The sequence below is a fragment of the Microbacterium sp. NPDC064942 genome (assembly GCF_049545525.1).
GTDB classification, from domain to species: Bacteria; Actinomycetota; Actinomycetes; order Actinomycetales; family Microbacteriaceae; genus Microbacterium; species Microbacterium gawkjiense.
This window is the reverse complement of sequence record NZ_JBMWDR010000007.1, coordinates 188,072-206,254: the sequence shown is the minus strand read 5'-3', so window position 1 is coordinate 206,254 and position 18,183 is coordinate 188,072. Positions and strand designations below refer to the sequence as shown.

General features: G+C 72.9%; 18 protein-coding genes. 10 read left to right on the top strand and 8 right to left on the bottom strand.

Going from position 1 to position 18,183, the window contains the following annotated elements; genetic code table 11:
* Window positions 1–155 precede the first annotated feature (155 nt).
* Window positions 156–962, bottom strand: coding sequence for a zinc-ribbon domain-containing protein (locus tag ACPEH2_RS12820; protein WP_359919604.1), 807 nt, complete (start codon window positions 960–962; stop codon window positions 156–158).
* A 221-nt stretch (window positions 963–1,183) separates the two neighbouring features.
* Here ACPEH2_RS12820 and ACPEH2_RS12815 point away from each other — a divergent pair, with 221 nt between their 5' ends.
* Window positions 1,184–1,756, top strand: coding sequence for a hypothetical protein (locus ACPEH2_RS12815; RefSeq protein WP_359919602.1), 573 nt, complete (start codon window positions 1,184–1,186; stop codon window positions 1,754–1,756).
* A gap of 7 nt (window positions 1,757–1,763) precedes the next feature.
* On the opposite strand, the gene ACPEH2_RS12810 is transcribed toward ACPEH2_RS12815, so the two are convergent.
* The 3 genes from ACPEH2_RS12810 to ACPEH2_RS12800 are packed head-to-tail and all read right to left on the bottom strand — an operon-like array spanning window position 1,764 to window position 5,491.
* Window positions 1,764–2,177 (bottom strand): glucose-6-phosphate dehydrogenase, encoded by a 414-nt coding sequence (locus ACPEH2_RS12810; RefSeq protein ID WP_359919601.1) that lies wholly within the window; start codon window positions 2,175–2,177, stop codon window positions 1,764–1,766.
* A 42-nt stretch (window positions 2,178–2,219) separates the two neighbouring features.
* Window positions 2,220–4,958 (bottom strand): ABC transporter ATP-binding protein, encoded by a 2,739-nt coding sequence (locus ACPEH2_RS12805; protein WP_359919599.1) that lies wholly within the window; start codon window positions 4,956–4,958, stop codon window positions 2,220–2,222.
* Window positions 4,955–5,491 (bottom strand): hypothetical protein, encoded by a 537-nt coding sequence (locus ACPEH2_RS12800; RefSeq protein ID WP_359919614.1) that lies wholly within the window; start codon window positions 5,489–5,491, stop codon window positions 4,955–4,957. Before ACPEH2_RS12800 ends, ACPEH2_RS12805 begins: the two co-directional genes overlap by 4 nt.
* 95 nt (window positions 5,492–5,586) lie before the next feature.
* On the opposite strand from ACPEH2_RS12800, the gene ACPEH2_RS12795 reads away from it, so the two are divergent.
* The 3 genes from ACPEH2_RS12795 to ACPEH2_RS12785 are packed head-to-tail and all read left to right on the top strand — an operon-like array spanning window position 5,587 to window position 8,641.
* Window positions 5,587–6,489, top strand: a complete 903-nt coding sequence (locus ACPEH2_RS12795; protein ID WP_359919597.1) for a 1,4-dihydroxy-2-naphthoyl-CoA synthase — start codon at window positions 5,587–5,589, stop codon at window positions 6,487–6,489.
* Between the two features lie 8 nt (window positions 6,490–6,497).
* Window positions 6,498–7,652: an AMP-binding protein gene (locus tag ACPEH2_RS12790; RefSeq protein WP_359919595.1), complete on the top strand. Its 1,155-nt coding sequence runs from the start codon at window positions 6,498–6,500 to the stop codon at window positions 7,650–7,652.
* A gap of 11 nt (window positions 7,653–7,663) precedes the next feature.
* On the top strand, window positions 7,664–8,641 hold the full coding sequence (locus tag ACPEH2_RS12785; protein WP_217530679.1) for a 1,4-dihydroxy-2-naphthoate polyprenyltransferase: 978 nt from the start codon (window positions 7,664–7,666) through the stop codon (window positions 8,639–8,641).
* Window positions 8,642–8,644: 3 nt separating this feature from the next.
* Here ACPEH2_RS12785 and ACPEH2_RS12780 read toward each other — a convergent pair whose 3' ends face one another.
* Window positions 8,645–8,902, bottom strand: a complete 258-nt coding sequence (locus tag ACPEH2_RS12780; RefSeq protein WP_217530681.1) for a DUF4229 domain-containing protein — start codon at window positions 8,900–8,902, stop codon at window positions 8,645–8,647.
* A gap of 77 nt (window positions 8,903–8,979) precedes the next feature.
* Between ACPEH2_RS12780 and ACPEH2_RS12775 the strand changes: the two genes are divergently transcribed.
* Genes ACPEH2_RS12775 through ACPEH2_RS12765 form a run of 3 tightly spaced genes read left to right on the top strand, consistent with a single transcriptional unit; the run spans window position 8,980 to window position 12,078 of the window.
* Window positions 8,980–9,375, top strand: a complete 396-nt coding sequence (locus ACPEH2_RS12775) for a PLD nuclease N-terminal domain-containing protein (protein WP_253035346.1) — start codon at window positions 8,980–8,982, stop codon at window positions 9,373–9,375.
* A gap of 1 nt (window position 9,376) precedes the next feature.
* Entirely contained in the window at window positions 9,377–11,164 is a 1,788-nt protein-coding gene (gene menD, locus ACPEH2_RS12770) for a 2-succinyl-5-enolpyruvyl-6-hydroxy-3-cyclohexene-1-carboxylic-acid synthase (protein WP_359919593.1), read from the top strand.
* A 56-nt stretch (window positions 11,165–11,220) separates the two neighbouring features.
* Window positions 11,221–12,078, top strand: coding sequence for a PPK2 family polyphosphate kinase (locus tag ACPEH2_RS12765; RefSeq protein ID WP_359919591.1), 858 nt, complete (start codon window positions 11,221–11,223; stop codon window positions 12,076–12,078).
* Window positions 12,079–12,082: 4 nt separating this feature from the next.
* Here the strand turns inward: ACPEH2_RS12765 and ACPEH2_RS12760 are convergent, their stop codons facing one another.
* Both ACPEH2_RS12760 and ACPEH2_RS12755 read right to left on the bottom strand, forming a co-directional pair.
* The gene (locus ACPEH2_RS12760) at window positions 12,083–12,871 is read right to left on the bottom strand and encodes an alpha/beta fold hydrolase (RefSeq protein ID WP_359919589.1); all 789 of its coding nucleotides are present in this window, start codon (window positions 12,869–12,871) and stop codon (window positions 12,083–12,085) included.
* A 197-nt stretch (window positions 12,872–13,068) separates the two neighbouring features.
* Window positions 13,069–14,466 (bottom strand): HNH endonuclease signature motif containing protein, encoded by a 1,398-nt coding sequence (locus ACPEH2_RS12755; RefSeq protein WP_359919588.1) that lies wholly within the window; start codon window positions 14,464–14,466, stop codon window positions 13,069–13,071.
* A 357-nt stretch (window positions 14,467–14,823) separates the two neighbouring features.
* Between ACPEH2_RS12755 and ACPEH2_RS12750 the strand changes: the two genes are divergently transcribed.
* The 3 genes from ACPEH2_RS12750 to ACPEH2_RS12740 are packed head-to-tail and all read left to right on the top strand — an operon-like array spanning window position 14,824 to window position 16,905.
* Entirely contained in the window at window positions 14,824–15,594 is a 771-nt protein-coding gene (locus ACPEH2_RS12750) for an alpha/beta fold hydrolase (RefSeq protein WP_359919586.1), read from the top strand.
* Window positions 15,591–16,256: an esterase/lipase family protein gene (locus tag ACPEH2_RS12745; RefSeq protein WP_359919585.1), complete on the top strand. Its 666-nt coding sequence runs from the start codon at window positions 15,591–15,593 to the stop codon at window positions 16,254–16,256. The genes ACPEH2_RS12750 and ACPEH2_RS12745 overlap by 4 nt, the downstream gene beginning before the upstream one ends.
* A 4-nt stretch (window positions 16,257–16,260) precedes the next feature.
* On the top strand, window positions 16,261–16,905 hold the full coding sequence (locus ACPEH2_RS12740) for a hypothetical protein (RefSeq protein WP_359919583.1): 645 nt from the start codon (window positions 16,261–16,263) through the stop codon (window positions 16,903–16,905).
* Window positions 16,906–16,911: 6 nt separating this feature from the next.
* Here the strand turns inward: ACPEH2_RS12740 and ACPEH2_RS12735 are convergent, their stop codons facing one another.
* A complete protein-coding gene (locus tag ACPEH2_RS12735; protein ID WP_359919581.1) occupies window positions 16,912–18,156 on the bottom strand; it encodes an isochorismate synthase in 1,245 nt (414 codons plus the stop codon).
* Window positions 18,157–18,183: the final 27 nt, after the last annotated feature.

Here is an 18,183-nt window from a genome sequence, read left to right as displayed (position 1 = left end):
AAGCCTCCGTGTGTTCGAGCTGCAGAACTAGACAGCTCCAACTCGACACCGGAGGCTTCTCCTACGTCAACAACGATCCGGGTCAGTACAGCTAGCACCGGGCACGGTGCCGCTCGGCAACGCCCGCGTGATCGGTTGGGACGAGCCGATCTGACTCAGCGCCGGTAGGCGTCGACGACCAGGTCGCCGCGGATCCCACGCAGCGCGTCGAGGATCGCCGGAACCGTCTTCGTGCCCGCCGTCCGCAGTACGACATCGTGCGGGCCGAGGGGCTCGAGCCCGCCGGTGCGCACCCGCACGACCTCCCAGCGCGCGGCGCGCAGCAGGGCGTCTTTCCGACGATCGGATGCCTCCCGCCGCCCCACGTGCTCGAGCCCGTGACGGCCCGGAGTGTCGTACTCGATCGCGACTCGCAGTTCGGGCAGCAGGATGTCGGGCCACACCTCGCGGTGCCGGAAGAACGGTCGCCCGACGCGCACCGCCGTCATCCCCTCGGTGAACAGGAGCGCCTGCGAAAGCTGCAGGCGCAGTCGGCCTTCGGCAGTGGATGCCGGTCGTGGCGCGCACTCGCTGACGAAGGGCTCCCCGACGGGAAGGTCGGGGATCTTCTCGCAAACGGTCGACACCGCACGCTTCGGTACCGCCTTCACCGGTCGCGGCGCCGCGAGGGCGGAGCACTCGGGGCACCAGGCCGACCGCCGCCGGACGCGTCCGGGCCGCTCGCGCTGCTCGGTGGGTGTCGCGGCGAACCGGTGGCCGGCCGTGCACTCCCAGCACAGCAGCACGTCGGCCGCGGGCGGGATCTGCGACAGCGAGATTCCCTCGTTGAGGTCGGGGTGGTACTGCCGCACGAGCTCGGGGTAGGCGGCCCACGCCGACCGGTACGTGCCGACCGGGTAGGGCACGTCGACGCCGCGCGAGAACTGGCGCCGCTGCCACCACCACCGCACCGGTTCCGTCACCGTGCCGACGGTAGGCGGGGGCTCGGACACGGCATACTGCGAGGATGCGTCTGCTTCGGATCGCGGTCCTCCTTGTGGGACCGGCCCTCGTGCTGACGGGATGTGTCTCGACAGCCAGTATCGAGTCCGAGGAAAAGCCGGCTCCGACGCCGTCCCGGACGGTCGTATCGTCCCCCGCTGGCGCCGCCGCGTGCACGGTGGACGCGAGCGATGATCTCGGCGTGGCGAACTCGGTAGACCGGATGCCGGGGATCGACGAGGTATGGACAATGCAGTGGACGTCGGCGCGGTACCTACGGGGCGACGGCGCGTGCGCCCCGGCCAAGACAGAGCCGGGTTATCCGGCGGCGGCGTGCACATTGGCAGTCGGTGACACCCCCGCCTACTCCGAGCCCGCCGACGACATGTTCGCGGCGGGTGCGATTGAGCAGTTGTCCGCGCGCGTCAGTAGTGAGACCGACCCCGGGGTCGAGTTCGCCTATGCGGCATCCGTCTGGCGATTCGGATCAGCCTCGGAAGCTGCCGCTGCACCACTCGTGGGCCTCATCGCGTCGTGCGACGGCGTGGTCGAGCGGGCGGACGGGGGCGTCTTGCGGTATGAGGTCCGCGAAGGTGAAGAGCCACACCTACGGGTCACCGTCCTCGGCACATCGGTGTTGCTGCTGCGCAGCCTCCAGACCGCGGGAGGGGACGAGACGACCGGTCTCTCGACGAGTTCGGGGCTCCTGCCCGCTGCCGCGATCGATCACCTCGAGGAGTGGTGGCTGTCGAACACCGCGCCCACCGAGCCCTGATCCGCGGTCAGGCGACCTGCTGGCCGCACATCCCGCACACGCCGGTCGCGGAGACCTCGACGAAGCAGTCCGGGCACATCGCCCGCACCACGTCGAGCGACGCCGCGGGCCGCTTGGGGGCGACGGTGCGCTCGGGCCGTGCCTTGGCCGCCGAACCGCGGGCCCGCCCGGGGCTCGCGATCGACGGTGCGGGCGGCGGCGCGGTCTTCGGGGCGTGCTCGGCGCAGTAATACCGCACGAAGCCCGCGTGATTGTTGGGATGCCGGTGCTTCACGACCCACAATTCGGTGCGGTCGCGCGGCTCGCTGCCGGCGGGGCAGCTCACGCAGCGGGTCGGTTCGCCGGGCACGGCCTCGGCCGCGAGCACGGGCGTCTCGAATGGAAGAGCGTCCCGCCAATCGGATGATCTCGTGATCTTCATGCGGGGGTCCCTCCGCGGCGCTCGTCGGGGGTGAGGGCCGCCCTACAAGCTTCGCACGACGGCGACGGGTTCGGGCGTCCCGGGCACTGCGACGGGCGCCGAGACCGGCTTCACGCGGCGCAGCGAGCGCAGCAGGGGGCGTCCCACGAGCGCGATCCCGACGACGGTGGTGACCGCGCGCACGGTGTCCCATCCCGCCGTCGAAGTGACGAGCGAGTAGAGCAGGAAGCTCGCGAGGTTCTCGGTCAGCGGCGCGCCGGGGACGTAGGAGATCGACGTCCCCGCGCCGACGGCGAACGGCCAGAACCAGAGGTTCATGACCAGGCCGAACAGGTACGACGCGATCACCCCGTACCCCGCCAGCATCACGACTTCGCCGCGCCCCCGCACCCGCGCCGGCAGGAGAGCGGCGCCTGCCGCCACCCAGCCGCACGCGAACATCTGGAACGGCAGCCACGGCCCGACGCCGCCCCACACGAGCGACGACAGCAGCAGTGACGCGGCGCCCAGCAGCATCCCAAACCGTGCGCCGTAGGCGCGGCCGGCGAGGATCAGCAGGACGAACAGCGCCTCGACGCCGCCGACCCCGGTCGACGCGAGCCGGATCGCGCCGCCGATCGCGGCGAGCGTCGCCAGCAGCGCCAGCGTGTGGGCCGAGCGGATCGACGCGTCGACTGCCGTCGCGACGAGCACGACCGCGAGAGGGGCGAGCGCGAGGGCGATGACGGGCGCCGCGGCCTGCGCCTGCGACGGTAGCGCGGCCGCGACGAGCGGCCACGCGAACGCGCCGGCCGCAAGCAGGTTGGCGGCGAGCAGGACGAGGCCGCGCGAGCGCGGGCGGGCGGGCGCGGCATCCGCGTGACTGCGGATTCGGACGACGTCGCGGGATTCGGATGCCGGGGACACGTTCGATCCGAATCCCGCGACGATCTCCGAATCCGACCGCAGGCCGCCCGGACGCAGCACGCCGCCGTCGATCCGCACCGCGCGGTCGGCCAGCACGCCCGCGAGTTCGGCGTCGTGCGTCGCGAACACGACGGCGGCGCCGGCCTCGGCGGTGCGCACGAGCGCCGCGGCGACGAGCGCGCGGGCGGCGGGGTCGAGGCCGCGCGTCGGCTCGTCGACGAGCAGGGCCGCGGGTCGCCGGGCGCACTGGATCGCGATCGCGAGACACCGTCGCTGTCCGGCGGACAGATCGAGCGGATGCCGCCGGCTCAGCGCCGTCGCCGCGGGCGAGTCCGCGGGCATCCCGAGCAGGTCGAAGAACACGGCGGCGGTGCCGGTCGTGCGGGCCCGACGGTCGGCGTGACGGCACTCGGCCTCGACCGTGTCGCGGACGAAGAGGTCGTCCGAGGCGTCGGGCACGAGCGCGACGCGGCCGGTCGCCCGGACCCCCGGCGCGCCGAGGGCGAGCGCCGTGAGGAGGCTCGACTTGCCCGCGCCGTTCGGCCCCTGCACGGCGACGATTTCGCCCGCCGCGACGCGGAGGTCCGCGCCGTCGACCGCGGTCCGCGCGCCGTGGCGGACGGTCACCGCGTGCGCCTCGAGGATGGTCGCGCCGACCTGTCGCGCGCCCGGACGCGGCAGCGGCGCCTCCTCCCGCCGCCCGACGCCGATGACGCCGTCCGCGACGCCCGCGAACTCGTCCGCGCGGTGCTCGGCGACGACGACGCATACGCCCGACCGGCGAGCGAGATCCGTGAGCAGCGCGACGATCCGGGCGCGGGCGGCGGTGTCGAGATCCGCGAGCGGCTCGTCGACGAGCAGCAGTGCCGGGGCGTCGACGACCGCGGCCGCGATCGCGACGAGGGTCGCCTCACCGGCCGACAGCTCGCGCACGCGGCGGTCGAGGAGCGCCGTCACCCCGACGCGCTCCGCGGTCTCGGCGACCCGCGCATCGATCTCGGGCGTCGCCGCGCCGCGCAGGTCGAGCGCCAGTCCGATCTCGTCGCGGACGCGCTCGGCGGCGAACCCCTGACGCGGGTCCTGCAGCACGACCCCGACCGACCGGGCGGTGTCCCTCGGCAGCCGCGCGGCGCGCGGCATCCCGACCACGTCGAACATCCCGGCGCTCCATCCGCCGTCGGTCGTCGTGTGCAGACCGGCGAGTCCGCGCAGGAGGGTGCTCTTGCCGGCGCCCGTGGGACCGACGACGAGGGTGAGCGTGCCGGCGGTCAGGTCGAGCCGGTCGACGGCCGCGACCGTCCGATCGCCGAAGCCCCACGCGGCGCCGTCGAGGCGCACGACGGGGTCGGCCTGCGCGACCGCTCCCGAGCCGGCGTACCCGCGCAGTTCGAGCGCGGTTCCGAGGGTGACGGCGCGCTGCAGCGTGCGCTCGAGGACCGGGGCGAGCAGCCGCACGCCGGCGCGCTCGCCGCGAAGGCGCGCGGCCCGCCGCGCGGCGCGCACCGCGTCGGCCAGCGCCGGGAGCGTCGCCCACGCGAGCGCGAGGGCGCGGGCGAGGCCCTGCACCGGGCCGCGACGTGCGCCGCGCGCGAGAAGTCGCGGCACGTCGAGCACCGCGACGAGCGCGCCGACGATCAGAAGCGGCACCGCGATGGGCAGAGCGGATGCCGCGGCCTCCGCGATCCCGCCGGCGGTCACCGGGCCGAGCACCTCGACATGCGCGAACGGCGCGGGCAGGCGCCAGGACGGCAGGTCGAGGAGGAGCGTCCCGCCGCCGTCGGCACCGCCGAACAGGACGCGGTACAGCACCCGGACCACGACGAACCCGGCCGCGACGGCGGTCGCGGCCCGCAGCGGTCCGGGTCGGACGGTCACGGCGTCGGCGCCGCCGGTTCGCCGTCGAGCGAGAAGAGCAGTTCGAGGCTCTCGCCAGGGGAGAGCTGCAGGGTCGCGATGCCCTCCTGCGCGAAGCCCCACTCCGCGTCGGCGGACGGGCGCACCCACAGACCCCAGTACGCGAAGCCGGCGGGCATGCTCTCGCAGGACTCGACGTAGTCGGGGTCCTCGGTCGATCCGACGGGCTCGTCGGCTGCGGGCAGGCCGTTCACGCGGCAGACGATGGCGTCACCGTACTCGGTCGTCCCCTCGAGCTCGACCCCGGCGGCGGCGAGGGCGTCGGTCGCGGCGATCGGCTCGTCGGCCGGCACGCACGTGTCGAGCGCGACCTCGTCCGCGCCCGGCAGGTTCCCGCCATCGACGATGACGGTCACCCCGGAGTCGGCGGTGCACGTCGTGGCGGACGGCGTCGGCGACGGCGAGCCGGGACCGGCCTTCGGCGCGGCGGGCGCGCAGGCGGACAGGGTGAGCGCCAGCACGGCGGCGGCGAGGGCGGGGAGGGCACGGGACATCACCGCTCCAGGGTAGGGGTGTGGGGCTCCTCGCGACGGCGCGTGTGACGCTGCGCGGCATCCGCTCGGCTCGGCCCCGCGCGTAGGCTGGCCGGGTGACCGTCTCCGAGCTCTTCGACCCGGCGGAGTGGACTGCGGCGCCCGGCGCCGAGGCCTACACCGACATCACCGCGCACGTCTCGACGGACGGGCGGATCGCGCGTATCGCGTTCGACCGGCCGGAGGTGCGCAACGCCTTCCGCCCGCACACCGTCGACGAGCTGTACCGCGCCCTCGACACGGCGCGGCAGGACCCGAGGATCGGCGTCGTGCTGCTGACCGGCAACGGTCCGAGCCCGAAGGACGGCGGCTGGGCGTTCTGCTCCGGCGGCGACCAGCGCATCCGCGGTCGCGACGGGTACACCTACGCCGCTGACGATGCGACGACTCCGGATCCCGCGCGGGCGGGACGCCTGCACATCCTCGAGGTGCAGCGCCTCATCCGGTTCATGCCGAAGGTCGTCATCGCCGTCATCCCCGGCTGGGCGGCCGGCGGCGGGCACTCGCTGCACATCGTCTGCGACCTCTCGATCGCCAGCGCCGAGCACGGGCGTTTCAAGCAGACCGATGCGGATGTCGGGTCGTTCGACGCGGGCTACGGCTCGGCGTACATGGCGCGTCAGGTCGGCCAGAAGGTCGCGCGCGAGGTGTTCTTCCTCGCCGAGGAGTACTCGGCGCAGCGCGCGTACGAGATGGGTGCCGTCAACCGCGTCGTGCCGCACGCCGACCTCGAGCGCGAGGCGATCTCGATGGCCCGGACGATCCTCGGCAAGTCGCCCACGGCGATCCGCATGCTGAAGTTCGCGTTCAACGCGATCGACGACGGGATGGTCGGCCAGCAGGTGTTCGCCGGTGAGGCGACGCGGCTCGCCTACGGTACCGACGAGGCCGTCGAGGGCCGCGACGCGTTCCTCGAGAAGCGCGACCCGGACTGGTCGCCGTACCCGTACCACTTCTGAGTCCCGCGATGCAGCTGCGCCCGCTCGAGTCCGCCGATCCCCGCGACGTGCTGCGCGCGCTGCGGTCCGCGGTGCTCGGTGCGGGGCCCGCGGTCGCGCTCGGCGCGGCATCCGATCTTCCGACCGACGTCCCCGCGGGCACGGCCGTCGTCGTCACGACGAGCGGATCGACGGGCTACCCCAAGTCGGTCGCGCTCAGCCGGTCGGCGCTGACCTCGTCGGCGCTCGCGACCGCCGAGCGGATCGGCAGCGGCGCCTGGATGCTCGCCCTGCCCGCGACCTACGTCGCCGGCGTGCAGGTCATGGTGCGCGCGCTCGTCGCCGGGCGCGACCCGGCGATCCTCGCAGGCTCGTTCACGGCGCAGACCTTCACCGCCGCCGCATCGGCGATGGCCGCGAGCGAGGGCGGGCGCCGCATCCCGACGTACACGTCACTCGTGCCGGCGCAGGTGCAGACGCTGGTCGAGGCGGGGGAGAGGGATGCCGCGGTCGCCCGCGCGTTCGCCTCGTTCGAGGCCGTGCTCGTCGGCGGGCAGGCCCTACCGCCCGCGCTCTCCGAACGGGCCGCGGCCCTCGGCGCCCGGGTCGTCCGCACCTACGGGTCGACCGAGACGAGCGGCGGCTGCGTCTACGACGGGCGGCCGCTCGAGGGCGTGCGGGTGCGGATCGCGGACGGCGAAGTGCAGCTGAGCGGTCCGACGCTCGCCGACGGCTACCTCGGCGAGCCCGAGCTCACCGCCGAGGTGTTCGTGCGCGAGGCGGACGGGACCCGCTGGTACCGCACGGGCGACACCGGGTCCGTCGAGGACGGCGTGCTGCGGGTGACGGGGCGCCGCGACAACGTCATCGTCTCCGGCGGGGTGAACGTTTCGCTCGACCGGGTCGAGCAGGCCGTGCGCACCGTGCCGGGGCTCGAGGGCGCCGTGATCGTGCCGACGACGGACGAGCGGTGGGGCGCGGCATCCGTCGTCGTCCTCTCGCGGGCGGCGCTCGCCGACCGGACCGAGCCCGACGTCCTCGACGAGGCGCGCCGCGTCGTCGCCGCGGCGATCGGTGCGCCGGCGCGACCGCGCGAGATGCTCGTGCTCGACGCCGTGCCGCTGACGACGAGCGGCAAGCCCGACCGGGCGCTGCTCCGACGGCTGCTGGCGGAGGACGAATAGGATCCTTGCTCGTGGCCGCATCCCGAAAGACCTCCCGTAAACCCGCCGCGAAGCGCTCCGGTTCGCGCGGCAACCCGGCGAAGGCGCGCGTCTCGTCCGCCCCGCCGAAACCCGCCCCGGTGACGGCGCGCGACTGGATCGGCGCCGCGCGGCTGCGCACGCTGCCCCTCGCGATCAGCCCGATCCTCGTCGGCACCGGCGCGGCGATCGCCGTCGGCGCCGGGTTCCACTGGGTGCTCGCGCTCAGCTGCCTCGTGGTGGCCGTGTCGCTGCAGATCGCGGTCAACTTCGCGAACGACTACAGCGACGGCGTCCGCGGCACCGACGACCACCGGGTCGGCCCCACCCGCCTCACCGCCTCGGGACGCGTCGCCCCCCGTGCCGTCCTGATCGCAGCCCTCCTCTTCTTCGGGATCGCGGCCGTCACGGGCCTCGCGATCGTCATCCGCACGCAGTTCTGGTGGCTGCTCGCCGTGGGCGCGGTCTGCATCGTCGCGGCGTGGTTCTACACCGGCGGCAAGCGTCCGTACGGCTACTTCGGCCTCGGCGAGCTGTTCGTCTTCGTCTTCTTCGGCCCCGTCGCGGTCATCGGGACGACGTTCGTGCAGGCGGGGTCCGTGCCGCAGGAGTCCTGGGTGCCCTCGATCGCCGTCGGCGCCCTCGCGTGCGGTGTGCTCGTGACGAACAACCTGCGCGACATCGATCAGGACCGCGTCGCCGGCAAGCGCACGCTGACCGTGCTCATCGGCAAGCGCGCGTCGCAGGTGCTCTACACCGTGTTCATGCTCGTGCCGTTCGCCATCGTGCCGGTGCTGGCGGTCTTCTACCCGGTGGCGTGGCTGTCGCTCATCGTGCTGCTCGCGACGCTGTCGGCGACGCTCATCGTCTGGACGTACCGCACCCCGCGGGAGCTCATCGTCGCGCTGCAGCTCAGCTCGCTCGCGTCGCTCGCGTGGAGCGCGTTCATCCTCTGGGCGTACGTCGCCTGAGCGTCAGTTCGCGGCGTCCTCGACGGCTTCGTCGCCCGCGGCACGCTTGCGCGCCGCGCGGGTCTCGGCGATGCCGGTCGAGACCTCGTCGAGAGGGCGACGCAGGAAGAGCATCGAGAGGCTCAGTCCGATCAGGGCCGCGAAGATCGCCGCGAGCCAGTACTGCTCGCGCAGCACCGGGAAGAGCATCATGATCCCGAACGGGACGAAGAAGGCGAGCAGCCGCAGCAGCGCGTAGACGAAGGCTGACCGGGCGCGCATACCGCCATTCTACGGCCGTGCACCCGGGGGTTCGCCCCGGCCGCCTCGGGCCGCGGGCGCGTGCCTAGGATGGAGGAATGGCGCGCGTGTACCTCGTTCTGGCGCTGCTGCTGGCCGCGTTCTGGGTCTACAGCATCGTCGATTGCGCCGTGCAGTCCCCGACCCGTCACCGCGGGGTCAGCAAGCCGATCTGGCTGCTCATCGTGATCCTGCTGCCGGTCGTGGGCGGCATCCTCTGGTTCGTCATCGGTCGCTCGCGCGCTTCGTCGAACCGGGTGGTCTTCCGCGCCCCCGACGACGACCCCGACTTCCTCGGTCGCCTCAACACCACGAGCGATCAGGACGAGCGCATCCGCCGCCTCGAGGAGGAGCTCGCCGCCCTCGACTCCGAGGCGCCCGACCCGCGCGAGCGCCCCGTCGACCCGCCGGCGGACGACGACTCCGACGAGCAGTCGCGCGGGTCGCGTTCCTGACATGACGCGCGACGGATCCGGCCGCGCGCCCGCGACCGACGCCGCGGCGGCGCTGCTCGGCCGGTTGATCGAGCGCGGGCTGCGCCACGTCGTCCTCTCGCCGGGCTCCCGGTCGCAGGCCCTCGCGCTGGTCGCGGCCGAACTCGAGTCGCGCGGCCTCATCCGGCTGCACGTGCGCATCGACGAGCGCGTCGCCGGGTTCACCGCGCTCGGCATCGGACGCGAGGACCGGATGCCGGCGGCCGTGATCTGCACGTCCGGCACCGCGGTCGCGAACCTCCTCCCCGCCGTGCTCGAAGCGCACCACTCCGGTGTGCCGCTGCTGCTGCTGACCGCGGACCGCCCGCCCGAGCTGCGCGGGGTCGGCGCGAACCAGGCCACCCGTCAGCCGGGGATGTTCTCGGGCTTCGTCCGACTCGAATCCGACCTGCCGGTCGCCGAGGCGCTCGCGGACGCGATCGACGGCGACGAGGTGGCGCCGTTTCGCGCCGCCGCCGACGAGGGGTGGGATGCCGCGGTGGGCGCCGGATCCCGCGTCGCCGGGCCCGTGCACCTCAACGTCCCGTTCCGCGAGCCGCTCGCCGGTGCGCTGCCGGAGTGGCTGCCGTCGTCGACCGGTGTCGTCGCGGCATCCGACCCTGCGGACGCCGCCGACGAGACCGCCGAAACGGAGTGGGGCGCCCACTACCAGGGCGGCGGGGGCGTCGGTGCGGCGCTCCAGGTCGCCGGTGCGGAGCCGGTCGTGCTCGCGGCGGGGCCGCGGACGGTCGTCGTCGCGGGCGCCGATGCGGGGACGGATGCCGAGCAGTTGGCGCACGAGGGCGGGTACCCGCTCATCGCCGAGATCGTGAGCGGCGCGCGGTTCGGTCGGCATCTCGTGCACGGGTACCGGCGGCTGCTGTCCGACCCCGAGCTCGGCGGCCGCGTCGAACGGGCGGTCGTGTTCGGGCACCCGACGCTGAGCCGCGAGGTCGCCCGGCTGCTGAGTCGCGCGGACGTCGAGGTGCTCGCGGTGCGCGGTCCGGGCGAGCAGCTGAACCTCAACGGCACGACGGTCGCCGTGGACGGCGTGACCGCTCCGTCGGCGGCCGCGGACCGGGAGTGGCTCGGAGCGTGGATGAGGGCGTCGCGGGAGCAGATCGTCGACCTCAGTCCCGCCGCGCCCGATGCCGATGCGCTGTCGTCGGCGGCGCCGGCCGAGCGGTTGGGGGCGATCTCCGCCGAGCTCGGCGCGATCCGCGCGCCCGTCGATCGGGCGGTTCTGGTGGATGCCGTGTGGCGGGCCACGTGGCCGCACGACCGGCTGCTGTTCGGGTCGTCGCGGCTGGTCCGGGTGGCGGACGAGATCCTCGGCGGCAAGAAGGTGCCGGTGCACGCGAACCGCGGGCTCGCCGGCATCGACGGCACGGTCGCGACAGGGCTCGGGATCGCGGCTGCCTCGCAGCGCGGTGCGACGCCGGGGGTCACGCGGGTGCTGCTGGGCGACCTGGCGTTCCTGCACGACGTGGGGGCGCTGCTGCATCCTCCGACCGAGGGGGAGCCGCGGATCCAGGTCATCGTCGGCAACGACGGCGGCGGGACGATCTTCGACGGTCTGGAGGTTGCCGGGATCGCCGGTGCCGAGGCGTTCGACCGGGTGCAGTTCACGCCGCAGACGGCACGTGTCGAAGAGATCGCCCGCGCGTACGGGTGGGAGTACCGCCGGGTGACGACGCGCGGCGCGCTCGACCAGGCGTTGACGTCGCCGGCCGGGGGACGCCAGATCATCGAGGTCCCGCTGACGCGGTAGCCGCGGCATCCGCAAGACCGTCGCGCTCAGGTCTCCAGCAGGGCAGGATGTGCCGCATGAGTGCTGACGATCACTGGACCGGGTCACCGTCGACGCTGTTGCGGGTGGGGGCGGGGTTCCGCCTCGCCGACGTCGACCCGGCGTCGACGCCCGGGTACGACGGCGACAAGAAGTCGGGGCAGGCGGATCTCGCCGCTGCGGCGGACGAGTTCGATCAGTTGCAGGAGCGGCTGTACGCGCAGAGTCGCACGCAACCGGATGCGCCGTCGGTGCTGCTCGTGCTGCAAGCGATGGATTCGGCGGGCAAGGGCGGGATCGTCCGGCACGTGATCGGGGCGACGGATCCGCAGGGCGTGCATCTGAAGGCGTTCAAGAAGCCGACGCCCGAGGAGCTGTCGCACGACTTCCTGTGGCGGATCGAGCGGGAGATTCCCGAGCCCGGGTACATCGGGGTGTTCGACCGGTCGCACTACGAGGACGTGCTGATCGGTCGGGTGCGGCAGCTCGCGCCGCCCGAGGAGATCCAGCGACGGTATGGCGCCATCGTCGACTTCGAGGACCGGCTGGCGGAGCGCGGTGTGCACCTCGTGAAGGTCATGCTGCACATCTCGGGCGATGAGCAGAAGGCGCGTCTGACGGAGCGGCTCGAGCGGCCGGACAAGCACTGGAAGTACAACCCCGGCGACGTCGACGAGCGGGAGCTGTGGCCGGCGTACATGGACGCGTATCAGGCGGTGTTCGATCGGACGTCGACGGATCGTGCGCCGTGGTTGGTGGTGCCGGCGAACCACAAGTGGTACGCCCGGTTGGCGGTGCAGGCGCTGCTGATCGAGGTCTTGGAGCGGATCGATCCGCAGTGGCCGGCGGCGGACTTCGACGTCGAGGTCGAGAAGGCGCGGCTCGCGGCGACCTGAGCGGTCAGTCGAGGTGCGAGCGGATGGCGCGGACGACGGCGTCGGGCCGCTCGACAGGGATGAAGTGCCCGCATCTAGAGATGACGTCGAGGCGGACGTCGGTGAAGTGGTCGGGCAGCCTGTCGGTCCAGTCGGTCGAGAACAGCGGGTCGGCGCCGGGCCACAGCATCGTCGTCGGAACGGTGACGGGGGCCGTGTCGGCGGTGTAGCCGCGGTTGGCGACGTACCACTGCAGGCTGGCGGCGAACGCGCCCGGCCGTGCGTAGGCGGCGATGATCTCGTCGAGGTGCGGCGGGGGTGCGGCATCCGCTCGCCAACTGTTCCAGGTGTGGGTGAGGTAGGTGCGGACGGCGCGTTCGTCGCCGTCGATGAGCTGGGTGGCGACGGGGTCGCGGTGGAAGTGCTGGTACCAGAACACGGAGGCGAGGGCGGGGGATGCGGCGCGGTCGCCGACGCCCGGGTAGGCCGGGGTGAGGACGGCGCCGTGGAACCGGCTCGGGTCTGCGCGGAGGGCGGCTTGGGCGATGCGGCTGCCGATGTCGTAGCCGGCGATGATGACGCCGCTCGTGATCCCGGCGTCGTCGAGCTGCCCGAGGACGCGTTCGGCGTGCGATTCGGCGGTGGATGCCTCGACGCTCGGGATGCCGTCGAACCCGGTCCCCATGCCGAGGAGGTCGGGGGTGAGGGTGCGGAGGTCGGTCAGGTCGGCGATGACCGCGTCGTAGTCGGAGGGGAGTCCCGGCCAGCCGTGCAGGAGGACGACGGTGCGGTCGTCGCGGATGTCGGTCGTCATGGCGGCACCCTACAGATCGTCGCGGACGTCGCCGATGACGCGGTCGATCCAGTCGCGGCGGGGGAGGGTGGGGATCGCGTCGCGGGGGAACCAGGCGATCTCGAACAGCTCGTCGCCGTCGGGGGTGGCGTCGCTCGTGAGTTCGCCGTCGTAAGCGGTGGTGACGTATCCGACCTGGTCGCCGTTGGGGGCGGGCGTCAGAAGGGTGCGGGTTCCGCTGGTGCGGTCGGTGGTGGTGGTGGTGGTGCGGCAGGGGTGAAGGCGACGGCCGGGGTGGGGGCGTCTTCGCGGTAGGTCCTGCCGAGGGGTGAGGTCCATTCGAGGACGCCACCCTTCAGTTGTCGGACTCTCCATGCGGTGAACTGCTTCATGGAGTGATGCCTCTGGCACAGGTGGGCGAGGTTCGACAGTTCGGTTCTGCCGCCGAGGGCGTGGTCGTGGGTGTGGTCGACCTCACACCGGATCGCCGCGACGCGGCATCCGGGGAATCGGCAGTGCTGGTCGCGGGCTTGCAGGAACCGGCGCATCCCGGACGGGACGCGGTACGAGTCGGTTGAGACGGTGACCCCGGTGGTGGGGTCGTGGAAGAGCCGTTCCCACATCCCGGTGTCGCCCGCGAGGGTGCGGGCGGTCGCGGGGTCGATCGGGGAGCGCCCGGTCAGGTCGCAGGGCCCGTCGTCCTCGCCGGTGAGGGTCGCGGCGGGGATGAGTACCTGCACACGTGCGCGGATCGCGCCCAGCGGACCGGCGGTGGTGTCGCGGGTGTCGTCGAGCGCTGGTGTTCCCGCGAGGAGCAAATCCGCGAACACGTCCGCCCGGACCTGGTCGATGGAGCGCTGGTCAGTGGCGACGATGGCTGCGGCATCGTCGCTGTCGCTGTGCGCCGTGGCTGCTTCCCCGAACGCGACACCATCCCCGCCGTGCGCAGCGGCGCGCTCGTCGCGGGTGTCGATGATCGCCCTCGCTTGCTGGGTGAGTCGGTCGTGGATGCCCTCGGCGATCACCGTCGAGACGGTCGCGACCACGTCGGACATTCCGTCCCTTCCCGGCACGATCCGGACGCACCGCGTCGCGGCGGCATCCTCGTGCCGCTCCGCGAACGAGCGGGGATGCATCCGGTGGGCGAGGATCTCGAGCTCTCCTCGCACACGGTTCGGGGTGTCCTTCTCGCATCGGCTGATCGCGAGCTGTTCGAACTCGGACCACATCTCCGCCGGCAGACTCGTCCCGGTCTCCACGATCGCGATCGCGTGCCCGCGGACGATCCGCCCCTGCTCCCACGCCTCGACCGTCGCGGGAAACCCTTCGATCAGGGTCCGTGCTTCACCGATCCGCCGTTGCACGGTCCGGTCGGTGAAACGCATGACGCCGCCGACCTCCGCCGCGATCGATCGCAACGCCATGTCGTGGACCAGAACACGCGCGTTGCGTTGCGCGGTCTGCGCTTCCGCCAACTGGCCCGCCGCAGCCAGCGCCCGAAGCTCCCGGACCTGCACCCGAGCGAGTTCGACAGCAACGTCGCCAACCTCAGCGACGATGCCCGCCAGGGCGGCGAGATAGTCCTCGCCACCGGGGGTTTCCGCCGCATCCGTCATACCTGCACTCTGCCAGGGGCCACCGACATCCATCTCGGCAAACCGGGCCCAGAACTCACGTTATGCACAACCTAGAAATGAGAGTCCTCTCATTCTTCGCGGATTCGATGTGCGGCAGAGCTCTCGCACCCTCCGTACCGGCGCAGCCTCGGCATCCAACCGTCAGCGCACTCCGTAATCGCGCCGGATTCGGACACTGTCACCGGATTCGGACCGGAGGCCGCCACCGCATCCGAATCCGCGCCCACCCTCCGGATCCGCACCTCACCGCGCCCGTCCCACACCGCCAGGTCAACCCCCGCACCACACCTCCCGCACCCGGCTACCGTGAACCTCTCCGGCGACGAAAGGCATCGCGTGAGGGCACGTCCAGACGGCCCGCCGATCCACGAGGTCACGGTCGGCGGCAACACCTTCCGCGTCCTCCACTCGCCGCGCGCCGACGCGGCGCACACGTACCTCCTCGTGCACGGCATCGGCATGTCGCACCGCTATCTGCGACGGCTCCACGCCGAGCTGGCGCACAACCACGCCGTCGTCTCGATCGATCTGCCGGGGTTCGGCGGGCTCCCTCAGCCCGCGCGCGAGCTCGACGTCCCTGCGATGGCCGCCGCGATCGCCCGCCTCCTCGCACACCTTGACCTCCCGCCGGTCGTCGCGGTCGGCCACTCGATGGGCAGCCAGTGGGTGATCGAACTCGCCGCGCAGCGTCCCGATCTGGTCACGCACGTCGTCGCGATGGGTCCCGTCGCCGACGACCGGCACCGCACACCCACAGCCCAGGCACTCGCGCTGGCGCTCGACATCTTCCGCGAGCCGCCGCTCGCGAACTGGCTCGTCCTCAGCGATTACGTGCGGTGCGGCATCCCCTGGTACCTGCGGCAACTGCGCCACATGCTCGCCTACCGCATCGAGGACCGGGTGCGAGCGCTCGCACGCCCTCTGCTCGTGATCCGCGGTGCGCGCGACCCCATCGCGGGGGCGGCGTGGTGTCGACGGCTGTCCGCCGGTGCCGCGGATGCCGAGACGTCGGAGATCCCCGGCAGCGGACACGTCGTCCAGCACAGCGCCCCGCGAGTGGTCGCCGACGCGATCGTCGCGTTCCGAGCACGGCAGGAGTCGCGATGACCTCTCTCGTCCGCAACGCTGCGTGGCGGTCGCGCGACTACCTCTACGCGCTGCGCTGGCAGGTCGCCGCGACCCTGACGCGCACCGATCCGCGACAGCTCCTGGCGGGTGAGCTCACGCCCATCGTCATCCTCCCCGGCGTGTACGAGACCTGGCGGTTCATGACGCCGCTCATCCGCGCGATGCACGACCGCGGGCATCCCGTGCACGTCCTGTTGGTACTCCGACGCAACCGGCGACCCGTCGACGACGCCGCGGCCCGGGTCGTCGGCTACCTCGCCGAGCACGACCTGCGCGGCTGCGTGCTGCTCGCGCACAGCAAGGGCGGACTGGTCGGCAAACGCACCATGGTCGTCGACGCGCCCACCGGCCGCGTGCGCGCGATGCTTGCCGTGGCCACCCCGTTCGGCGGATCACGTTACGGCCGACTCATGGTCCTCCCGTCTCTGCGGATCTTCTCGCCCCGCAGCGCGACGATCCTCGCTCTGTCGCGGGAGCACGAGGTCAACGGGCGCATCGTGTCGGTCTACGGCCGGTTCGATCCGCCTGGCGCCGCGAAGAACGTGCGCCTCGACACGGGCGGCCATTTCCGGGTGCTCGCCCACCCGCGCGTCATCGCGGAGCTGATCGGTCTCTCCGAGGACCCCCCAGTCGTACCCTGATCGGATGCGACTGTACGTCCACAGCGCCGACCGCGACGGCCCCTCCGCCTGGCCCTCGTCGGCGCCCGGCGATGCGCAGTACCTCCCGCTCGACCTCACCCTCCCGCTCGACGCGCTCTCCGCTTCGCCGATGGATGCCGCGCCGCGAGGCGCGACCGTGTTCTCCCATTCCGCCGCCGCCGTCCCCGTCGCGCTCGCTGCGGCCCAGCTGTCGCCTCGCGCACTCGTCCTCGTCGAGCCCGCGCTCTACGACATCGCTCGAGGTCATCCCGCGATCGAGGCCCACATCGCCGGAATCACTCGCGCGAAAGCATTCGCCGACACCGGCGACCTCTTCGGCTACTGGTCCGTCGTGCGACCCCTCATGTTCGGCGGCCCCGCCGACCCGGCGCGCTGGGAGCCCGAGCGTGCCGGGGTCGCGCGCTTCGCGGCGAGGCGACCGCCGTGGGGGTTCGGCGTGGACGCCGCGATGCTGCGCGGCATCCCGACCCTCGTCGTCACGGGCGGGTGGAACGCCGAGTACGACGCGATCGCCGAGGTGCTCGAGCGACACGGTGCGCATCGCCGGACCCTGTCGGGCCATGGTCACCGGCCCCAGGACCACCCCGACTTCGCCGCGACCGTCGAGACGTTCCTCGCGGACGTCTGACCGCCCTCAGGCGAGCGCGTCGACGATCGGGCGGAACTTGACCCGGGTCTCGAGCATCTCGGTCTCGGGGTCGCTCCCGGCGACGATGCCCGCGCCGGCGTGGGCGGTGAGCGCGATGTCGCCCTCGCCGTGCACGTCGAACTGCGCGCAACGCAACGCGATGGCCCACTCGCCGTCGCCGTTCGCGTCGATCCAGCCGACCGGCCCGGCGTAGCGGCCGCGGTCGAACGGCTCGACCCGACGGATCACCTCGAGCGCCGCCTGCGTCGGAGTTCCGGCGACCGCCGCCGTCGGGTGGAGCACCTCGACGAGGTCGAGCGCCGACGCGTGGCCCGAGAGCGTGCCCTCGACATCCGTCGCGAGGTGCCACACGTTCGGCAGCTTCAGCATGAACGGCTCAGGCTCGGCCACCAGCGCGGTCGTGTGCGCGCGCAGCGCCGTCAGCACACTCTGCACGGCGTACCGGTGCTCGTCGAGGTCTTTCGCACTGGTGGCGAGGGCGACGGATGCCGCGGTGTCGGCGTCGGCGTCGGCGCCCCGCGCGGCGGTCCCGGCCAGCACACGCGCCGTGACCGTACCGCCCGAGACCGTGACGAGGGTCTCGGGGCTCGCTCCGATCGCGCCGTCGACGGCAAAGGTCCAGGTGTCCGGGTAGGCCGAGGCGAGGGCGCGGACGAGTCGTCGCAGATCCGATCCGGCAGGCACGGAGCCGACGAGGTCGCGCGCCAGCACCACCTTGGCGACCTCGCCCGAGGCGATCGCTTCGAGCCCGGCCCGCACCTCCGCCTGGTAGCAGTCGGGTGTGCAGGCCCCCGGCCCCACGACCGCCGACCAATGCGGCCCGAAGGGGATGGACTGCGGCTCGGGACGCTCGGGCTCACCGTCGGTGAAGACGTGGGTGACCCAGCTCGTGTCGCCGCGGCGGCCGATGATCATCTTCGGCACCGTCAGCGTCGCGCTCGACGAGCTGTGGGCCGGGTCGAACGGCAGCGCGCCGAACGCGACGAGGCCGGATCCCGGCATCCGCACCTTGTCGTCGACCTCGGCCGCGGCGCTGACGGCCCGCCACCAGGCGACGGCGGACTCTCCCGCCGGAAGCTCGGCGGCGCGGCCCCAGCCGACGAGCATGTCGCCGCGACGCGACCAGACCGTCGGGTCGTCGGGCGCGGCGTAGGAGAGGGGGTCGTCGACCGGCTCGATGCGGCGGGTGACGGCGCGCAGCCGGGGAGCGCCGAGCGCAGTCGAAGTCACGCTCTCAGCCTAATCCGGCAGCACCCA